At 69.3% G+C, this 8,867-nt stretch carries 5 protein-coding genes; 1 reads left to right on the forward strand and 4 read right to left on the reverse strand.

Annotation, left to right across the window (positions count from 1 at the left end):
• Window positions 1-19: 19 nt before the first annotated feature.
• Together ABZT93_RS17360 and ABZT93_RS17365 are read right to left on the reverse strand one after the other, a co-directional pair.
• A complete protein-coding gene (locus ABZT93_RS17360; protein ID WP_356105115.1) occupies window positions 20-892 on the reverse strand; it encodes a carbohydrate ABC transporter permease in 873 nt (290 codons plus the stop codon).
• Complete coding sequence (locus tag ABZT93_RS17365) at window positions 886-1,866, reverse strand: ABC transporter permease subunit (RefSeq protein ID WP_356105118.1); 981 nt, start codon at window positions 1,864-1,866, stop codon at window positions 886-888. Before ABZT93_RS17365 ends, ABZT93_RS17360 begins: the two co-directional genes overlap by 7 nt.
• A 204-nt stretch (window positions 1,867-2,070) precedes the next feature.
• Between ABZT93_RS17365 and ABZT93_RS17370 the strand changes: the two genes are divergently transcribed.
• A complete protein-coding gene (locus ABZT93_RS17370; protein ID WP_356105120.1) occupies window positions 2,071-3,084 on the forward strand; it encodes an acetylxylan esterase in 1,014 nt (337 codons plus the stop codon).
• Here ABZT93_RS17370 and ABZT93_RS17375 read toward each other — a convergent pair.
• Window positions 3,065-6,334 carry a GH92 family glycosyl hydrolase gene (locus tag ABZT93_RS17375; RefSeq protein ID WP_356105122.1) on the reverse strand — a complete coding sequence of 1,090 codons (3,270 nt, stop codon included), beginning with the start codon at window positions 6,332-6,334 and terminating at the stop codon, window positions 3,065-3,067. The genes ABZT93_RS17370 and ABZT93_RS17375 overlap by 20 nt on opposite strands.
• A 355-nt stretch (window positions 6,335-6,689) precedes the next feature.
• A complete protein-coding gene (locus tag ABZT93_RS17380; protein ID WP_356105124.1) occupies window positions 6,690-7,754 on the reverse strand; it encodes a lytic polysaccharide monooxygenase in 1,065 nt (354 codons plus the stop codon).
• Between the last annotated feature and the right edge of the window lie 1,113 nt (window positions 7,755-8,867).

An 8,867-nucleotide genomic window follows, 5' to 3' on the forward strand; every position in this document is an offset into this window, starting at 1 on the left:
TAAGTGAAATGACGGGCTGTCAGCCCTTGACCGCGCCGAGCATCACGCCCGAGACGAAGAAGCGCTGGACGAACGGGTACACGCAGATGATCGGCAGCGCGGTGAGCACGATCGTGACGGCCTGGATGCTCGCGCCGACCTGGCTGAGCTCCGCCGTGCCGGCGCCCGCGTTGCCGCCGCCGGTGGCACCCGCGATGAGGTTGCGCAGATAGACGGTGACCGGCATGAGATCGGAGTGGTCCATGTAGAGGAACGCGCTGAACCAGGAGTTCCAGAAGGACACCGTGTAGAAGAGCACCATGGTCGCGACGACCGCCTTGGACAGCGGCAGCACGACCCTGAAGAGAATGCCGTACGTGCTCAGTCCGTCGATCTGCGCGGCCTCCTCCAGCTCGGTCGGCAGGCTCTCGAAGAAGGCCTTCATCACCAGCAGGTTGAAGACGCTGATCGCGTTGGGCAGCGCGATCGCCCAGACGCTGTTCTTCAGTCCGAGCTCGGTGACCAGGATGTAGTTCGGGATCAGGCCGCCGGTGAAGAACATCGTGAACACGGCGATGCCGACCAGCACCCCGCGCCCCTTGAGGTTCTTCTTCGACAGGACGTAGGCGTAACAGGTCGTCAGAACCATCGCCACGGCGGTCGACACGACCGTGTAGAAGACGGTGTTGCCGTAGTTCCGCCAGAACATCGAGTCCTGGAAGACGATCCGGTACGTGGTGAGGTTGAACCCCTTGGGCCACAGGGTCACTTCACCGGCCCGGATCTGCCGTTCGCCGCTGAAGGAGCGAGCGACGATGTTGGCGAAGGGGTACAGGGTCACCAGCACGACGAAGGTGAGGACCACCCCGTTGACGCCCTGGAAGACCCGGTAGGAGCGGCTCGGCTTCACCACAGGCTGGTCCCCACTGTGCGGCGCGAGAGCGTGTTGGCGGTCGTGATCAGGACCAGGCCGATGATCGCCTCGAACAGGCCGATCGCGGCCGCGTAACTGAAGCTGTTGGACTCGACACCGGCCCGGTAGACGTAGGTCGAGATCACGTCGGCGGTCGGGTAGGTCAGCGGGTTGTACAGCAGCAGGACCTTCTCGAAGCCGACCGCCATGAACGTGCCGACGTTGAGGATCAGCAGCGTGACCATGGTGGGACGGATGCCGGGCAGAGTGACGTGCCAGATCTGCCGCCAGCGGTTGGCACCGTCGATGCGCGCGGCCTCGTACAGGTCCTCGTCGATGGTGGTGAGCGCGGCGAGGTAGAGGATCGTGCCCCAGCCGGCGGTCTGCCAGATCTCCGAGCCGACGTAGATCGTGCGGAACCAGTCGGGTTCCTGGATGAAGCGGATCTCGTCGTGGCCGAACCAGCCGAGGGCGTGGTTGACCGGCCCGTCGGTGGCCAGCATCTGCATCGTGAGGCCCGCGACGATCACGATCGACAGGAAGTGCGGGAGGTAGGACACCGACTGCACGAACCGCTTCAGGGAGCGCCGGCGCACCTCGTTGAGCAGGAGGGCGAGCACGATCGGGATGGGAAAGCAGAACACCAGCGTGAGCCCGCCGAGCCACAGGGTGTTGCGGAACACCTGCCAGAAGGTCGGGTCGCTGAGGAACATACGCACATAGCGCAGGCCCACCCAGTCCTCGCCGAACATCGAGCCGCCGGGCTCGAAGCGCCGGAACGCGATCACGTTGCCGATCATCGGCAGATAGCGGAACACCAGGAAGAACAGCAGCGGCAGGACCACCAGCGAGTACAGCTGCCAGTCACGACGCAGGGCCCGGCGCCAGCCGCCACGCGGCGCGGGGCGGGCGACGGCCCCGGGCAGGTCCTCGACGCTGGGTGGTGGAGAGGCCGACTTGACGGATGTGCTCATGCTCGGTCCTCTCAGAAGGAGGCATGGAACCGAAACTTTCGAGCTCTTACCGGTAACTTCGCGGCAACTTAGAGGGCCGGAGAAAGCGCTGTCAATGGGGCGGGCGAGAGATGGCTGGGGCAGGAGTGGGGTAGAACAGGCAAAGCCAAGTCCCGTTGCCCTCCGCAAGTTTCACTACTTGGACCGACTCATGCGAGGTGCCCTGTGCCTGCGTTCGACCTGCCCGCCGCGGAGCTGGAGCACTACCGTCCCGATGTCCAGGAACCCCCGGATTTCGACGAGTTCTGGCGTGACACCCTGAAAGAGGCGACACAGACGGACGTGTTGGTGTCGATGCGCCGGGTGGAGAGCGGACTGCGACTGACCGAGACCTGGGACGTCACCTTCCGGGGCTTCGCCGGCGACCCGGTTCGCGCCTGGTACAGCAGACCCGCCGGGGTGCGCGAGCCACTGCCCGCGGTCGTCGAGTACGCCGGCTACGGCCGCGGCCGCGGCCTTCCGCACGAGCGGCTGACCTGGGTGAACGCCGGGTACGCACATCTGCTGATGGACAACCGCGGCCAGGGCGACCAGTACGGCAACGGCGGCGCGACCCCCGACCCGCACGCCTCGGCACCGGGCGGCCCGGGTCCCGCGGCACGGGGACTGCTCGACCCCCGCACCTACCACTACCGTCGGCTGATCACGGACGCGGTGCGTGCGGTGACGGCGGTGCGGGCGCTGCCCGAGGTGGACGGGGGGCGGGTCGCGGCCGTCGGCAACAGCCAGGGCGGCGGGCTGGCGCTGGCGGTCGCGGGACTGGTGCCGGATCTGGCGGCGGTCCTGGTCACCGCGCCCTTCCTGTGCGGCATCCGGCGCGCTCTGGAGCTCACCGACGCGAGTCCGTACGGCGAGATCAGCTCGTATCTCTCCGTGCACCGGGGTGTGGAGGAGGCCGCGTATCGCACGCTCGCGTACGTGGAGGGCGTCTCCTTCGCGCGGCGCGCCGCGGCCCCGGCCCATTTCGGGACCGGTCTGCGCGACACGGTGTGCCCGCCGAGCGGGGCGTACGCGGCCTTCAACCGCTACGGTGAGCTGACCGGCGTGGACCCCCGCAAGGAGATCCACGCCTATCCGTACAACGGTCACGAGGGGGGCGACGCTGTGCACGTGCGGCGCCAACTCGACTGGCTGGACGGGGTGTTGGGGCGGGGGTCAGTCAGCTCACAGCCAGGGTGAACACGTGAAGGTCCGTGTTCTGCGGCAGCTTCACACTCGCGATCCGCTTGCCCTCCGGTGCGGTGAACGGCTTGGTGGCGAAGACATACGTGGCCACCGGGTCCCGGTCCGCGCCCGCCACGTTGCGGTAGGCGGTGTGGGCGACGACCTCGTTGCCGTACTGGACGGTGCCGCCGCCTCCCCCGACGGTCCAGTCGGTGAAGGCGAGTTCGACCGTATCGGTGCTGCCGTCGGTGTAGGTGAGGGTGGCCTGGGACTGCTGATTGCCGTTGACCGCACTGCCGACGAAGGACAACTGGCGCACCGGTTCATTCAGTTGGAGGTTCTGGCCGGTCGCCGTAGCGTTGTCGGGACGGCCGCTCGGCGAGTTCGGCCAGGTGAAGGACAGGCCGTCGACCGTGCCCTGCCCGCCCGGGGTGAGACCGGCCGCGTTCAGCGCCTGGCGGGAGTAGCTCCAGCCGCCGCCGTCGTAGTCGGCCTCGTCGTGGTCACCCGAGTCGTCCGAGATCCCGCTGTTGTCGTACGCGGCGAGGAGGGTGCCGGGTGCGGCGACCGTGAGCGACACGGGCTGTTCGTACGCGGTGCCGTCCGAGGTGACGGCGATCGTGACGTCGTAGAAGCCCTGCGTGGTGCCCTCGGTGGTACTCAGGGTGATCTCCTGAAAGCCGTCCGCCACCGTGCCCTCGGCGGGGCTCGCCGTGATGCCTTGCGGTGTCTCCACGCGGAAGCGGACCTCGGGGCCGGTGCCGTCGCCGCTCAGCGACAGCGCGCGGACACTGGTCTTCGTGCTGCCGCCCGGCGCGACCGTCGCCGCGGTCGGGCCGACACCGATCTGGTACGGCTGCTCGCCCGCGCGGAAGGACGGCGGGGCCGCGTCCGCTCCCCAGGCCGGGGCAGGCTCGGTGGAGAGGGTGTAGTCCAGCCGACCGCCGTCCCGCACGAAGGAGGCGGGAAGCCAAGGTGCCTGACTCGTACGGCCGTTGACCTTCAGGGAGTGGACGTACGGGGCGTCGGCGGCCGCTCCCTGCGCGCGCACGGAGATGTCGTTGCCGAAGGGGCGGTCGATCTCGATGCGCGGGAACAGCGGTGAGGCGAGGACCAGTTCGGACCGGGACGGCACCTGGGGGTACATGCCGAGCGCGGAGAAGACGTACCAGGCCGACATGGCGCCGAGGTCGTCGTTGCCGGGGATGCCGCCCGGCTCGGTCGACCAGAGCTGTCGCATCGCGGCGCGGACGGTCTCCTGGGTCTTGTGGGGCGCGCCCGCGTAGGCGTACAGGTAGGGGACGTTGATCGAGGGTTCGTTGTCCAGCTCGGACTTCTCACCGCCGTTGCCGGTGAAGGCACAGTCGCCGTTGTCGTCGTGGAAGAAGGAGTCGAGCCGGTCGAGGGCCTTGTCGCGGCCACCCATCGCGGCGAACAGGCCCGCCGGGTCATGCTGGACCATCCACGTGTACTGGGCCGCCGTCCCCTCGACGAACCCGTTGCCGGTGGCCGGGGTGAAGCCGGTGACCCAACTGCCGTCCGCCTTGCGGTTGGCGATGTACCCGCCGCTCGGGTCGGCGGCGATGTCGAAGGTGTTCTGCCACCACTGGGATCTCTGGGTGAAGGCCGCCTCCGTGTCCTTCTCCCCCGCCGCACGGGCGAGTTGGGAGAGCGCGAAGTCGGCGCCGGACATCTCCAGGGTCTCGGCGGCACCGCCCCAGGCGTTGGAGACGGACGGCATGTAGTGCAGCTTCAGGTACTTGTCGAGGGAGGGCCGTTGACCGACGGACAGCACGGGCTTCCCCGCCGACGACAGGTCCCCTTCCGTGGGGACCGTGGCCGCCCGGACGAGCGAGTCCAGTGCGCCGCGCAGGTCGAAGCCGGTGCCCCCGAAGGCCCGGATGCCGGCCAGGGCGATGGGTGAGGGGTCGCCGTTCATGACGTGGGTGCCGCTCGCGCCGTGCAGCCAGCGGTCCCAGACACCGCCGTTCTGCCGGGCCAGTTCATGCAGGGACTGCGCCACGTCCGAGCCGGTGCGCGCGTCGAGCAGGGTCAGCAGCTGCACCTGGCCGCGGTAGACGTCCCAGCCGGAGAAGGTGCCGTACTGGGCCCGGTGACCGCGGGCGACACGGTGCACCTCGTCGTCGCTCCCCCGGTATCTGCCGTCGGCGTCGCTGATGACGTTGGGGTGGAGGAGCGCGTGGTAGAGCGCGGTGTAGAAGGTGGTGCGTTCGTCCTCGGTGCCGCCGCCGACGCGGATTGCCCGCAGCCGGTCACGCCAGGCGCGGCGGGCAGCGTCGCACACCGCGTCGAAGGAGCGCCGGGGCGGGTTCTCTACGGCGAGGTTGGCCTCCGCGCCCGCCCGGCTGACGTACGAGATCCCGATCCTGACGCCCACCTGCTCGGTGCCGGGCGCGAACTGGACGTATCCGCCCGCCCCCTTGCCCGCGACGGGCCGCCCGCCCTGGGAGAAACCGCCCGTGCCGCCGGAGGCCTTCACGGACCCGGGGGCGAGCTTGTCGTCCTGCCAGGTGCCGGTGGCGGCGAAAGGACGGTCGAAGTGGGCGGTGAAGTGGAGGGTGTAGTAGGCGCGTCGGCCCTCCGGGTCGAGGTAGCCGCAGAAGTTGCCGGAGGTGACCGAGCCGGAGACCGTCCGGGTCGCCGGGTCGATCTCGACCGTCGAATCGGCCGACCCCACCTCGGAGTTGGCGGTCCGGAACAGCAGCGAGGCGGGCTTGTCGGCCGGGTAGGTGAAGCGGGCCGAGCCGGTGCGGGCGGCGGCGGCGAGGTCGGCGGTGACGCCGGAGGCAAGGCTCACCTTGTAGTGGCCGGGCTCCGCGGTCTCGTCGGCGTGGCTGAAGTCGGCCGCGTACACCGCGTCCTTGGTGTCGCTCGCGGGCGACGAGGTGACCTCGCCGGCGAACGGGAGGAGCGGGATGTCACCGCTGCCGCCCGCGCAGCCCGTACCGGACATGTGGGTGAGGCTGAAGCCACGGACGCGGGTGGCGCCGTACAGGTAACCACCGGGGGCGGCGGTGCGGGTGGCGTCGCCGCGGGTGTTCTCGGGGCTGAAGGAGAACATGCCGAACGGGGTGACGGCGCCGGGGAAGACGTTGCCGCCGTTCTCCGTGCCGATGAGCGGGTTCACGTAGGCGGTCGGGTCGTCGACGAGGCCGGGTGGCGCGGCGGGGGCCGCGAGGGCGGGGGTGGCGCCGGTGGCCGCGAGAACGGCAGCCAGCAGCAAGGACGTAGGACGGAAACGCATGACGCGGCCCCTCCTCCTTCGGACGGGTCGCGCACCACAGGTCGCACAAGCCGCAGGGACAGTAACGTGCGCCACGGGTATCACGGAAGGGTGCGTACGGCGGACGGGGCGCGCGAGGGCGTCGCCCGGCCGGTCCAGCCATTTCCCCCAACTGATTTGACATCGTTGTCCGTTGGCGCGGTAGAGTCATGTATAGCCACTCGACAACGTTGTCGCGCGTCGCGTCGTCACAAGCCATGCACCATCCGTGCCGGCCCTCACCCCCCGTCGTGCCGGCACGGCTCGCGGACCCGGTGGCGCACAGCCCCACCGGGTCCGCCCTGAGCGATTGGTTCGAGCGCGGCCTGACGGTAAGTCAGCCAACCCGACAGGGAAGCGTCGTGGCCGTGTCTCCTCCGGCGCCGGTGACGACGTATCCGAAGGTCGTGCTCTGCCCCGGACTGAGCGAGCCGTTCCAGTTGGCGTTGTGGACCATCACGTCCTGGCCGGTGTAGGTGGCGTTGCCGTTCCAGAGACTGTCGACCTTCTGTCCGGCCGGCAGGCTCCAGTCGACCATCCAGCCCAGCATCGGGACGTCGCCGGAGTTGGTGACGGTCACCTCGGACTGGTAGCCGCCGTTCCAACTGCCCGTGGTCTTACGGGTGGCCGTGCAGGTGCCGGGCACCGGTTCGGTCGGGTTGCCCGGCTCGTGGATGCCGGTGACCTCGCCGTTGCCGCCGTCGAAGACGACGTCGGAGCAGGAGTAGAAGGTCTCCGCGCTGTCCGAACGCTGCCAGACCATGTAGATGATGTGGCGGCCGGACTTGTTCGCCGGAAGCTGTCCGGTCCAGGAGTAGTTGGCCTCGACCGTGCCCGGGCTGCCGTTGAGCGGCGGGTGGTCGACGCTGAGGAACGGCTGGGACTCCATGTCGTCCCAGGTGAGTGTTTTCTTCGGGTCGAAGCCGTCCTTGGTGACGTAGACGTAGAACCAACCCGGGTGCGCGGCCCAGGCGTTGTAGGAGAAGTCGACCGTCTTGCCGGCGGTGAGGTGGGTGAGGGGCCAGTCGTCGCGGGCGGCGTTGAAGCCGGTGAAGTTGGTGTTGCCGCCGCTGCACAACTGGCCGTCCGGGACGAAACCGCGGGTGCGTCCGGCGCCGTCCGAGCGGAGCACGGAGAACCAGTTGTAGAAGGGGGTGGTGCCGCTGACCGCCTGCGCGTTCTTGCAGGCCGGGTTGATCGGTTTGATCTCACCGGTGTCCGTGAGCCCGTCCTGCCAGCACAGGAAGGTACGGCTGGCGGGCTTCATCGGGGTGCCATGGGCCTCGGCGCTGCCGCCCGCCGTGAGGACGAGGCTGAGGGCGGGGATGGTGGCGAGCAGGGAGACGAGGACCAGGAAGAGGGCTCTGGGGCGAGTGACCCTCGATAACTTTGTCAGGATCATGACAATCCAGTCCGTTCCTTGGGGTACGGGCCGTGCGGGGTGTGTGTGGTTGCCGCGAGGTGGGAGCTTCATGCGGGCGGGTTCCGGTCCGTCCGTATGGGAGCGCTCCCACCTCACGTGTTGCGGAAGGTAGCGCGAAGTGGGGCGACTGTAAACAGGTGGCGGGGGTTGGGGGGTGGGGATTGCGGGTGGGTGGGGGGTCTGGGTTGGGCGGTGGGGGGTCTGGGTGGGGCGGTGGGGGGTCTGGGTGGGGCGGTGGGGGGTCTGGGTGGGGGCTGCGTGGTTGGTTGCGTGGATGTGCGGGGGTGGGGTGTCTGGGGGTCTCAGCCGTGTGGGCGTGGCGGGGGCGTCGGGGAGTCGGGGCGAAGCGTCATACCGGGTGGGCAGTTGGGAGGCGGTGCGGACTGTCTCACCGGGTGGGCCGTCGGGAGGCGGAGCGAAGGGGCGCACCGGGTGGGCGTCTCGGGGTTTGTCGAACGGCCACACCGGCCGGTTGCCTGGAGGTCTCAGTCGCGGGGTCATGGCGGGGCATCTGGGGGTGGGTCGAGCGGTCACACCGGGTGGGCGGTCTTCGAATCCCGCCGAGCAGCCACACCACGTGGACCGTCCGGGAATCCCGCCGACCAGCCACACCACGCGGACCGTCCGGGAATCCAGCCGACCGGCCACATCAGGTGGACGGTCTCTGAGTCGTTCGACCGGGCCCCCGGGGGCGTCTCGGAGTCGTGCCGGCCGGCCAGACCGGCAGGGCCGTTTCGGGGTCTTGCGCCTGATCACAGCGCCCGGTTGTCAGGAGGCCTCAGCCGCGGGGTCATGGCGGCCTTTCCGGGAGGTGGGTCGAGCGGTCACACCGGGTGGGCCCTCTCGGAATCCCGACGAACAGCCACACCAGGTGGACCATCCAGGAGTCGTGCCGACCCGGAACACCAGTTGGGCCCTCTCGGAATCCATCTCCCGACCACACCGGCCGGTTGCCTGGAGGTCTCAGGCGCGGGGTCATCGCGGGGGCTCCGGTACGTGGGTCGAGCGGTCACACCGGGTGGGCCCTCTCGGAATCCCGACGAACAGCCACACCAGGTGGACCATCCAGGAGTCGTGCCGACCCGGAACACC

This window comes from Streptomyces sp. NPDC005303, from assembly GCF_040607335.1.
Lineage (GTDB): Bacteria > Actinomycetota > Actinomycetes > Streptomycetales > Streptomycetaceae > Streptomyces.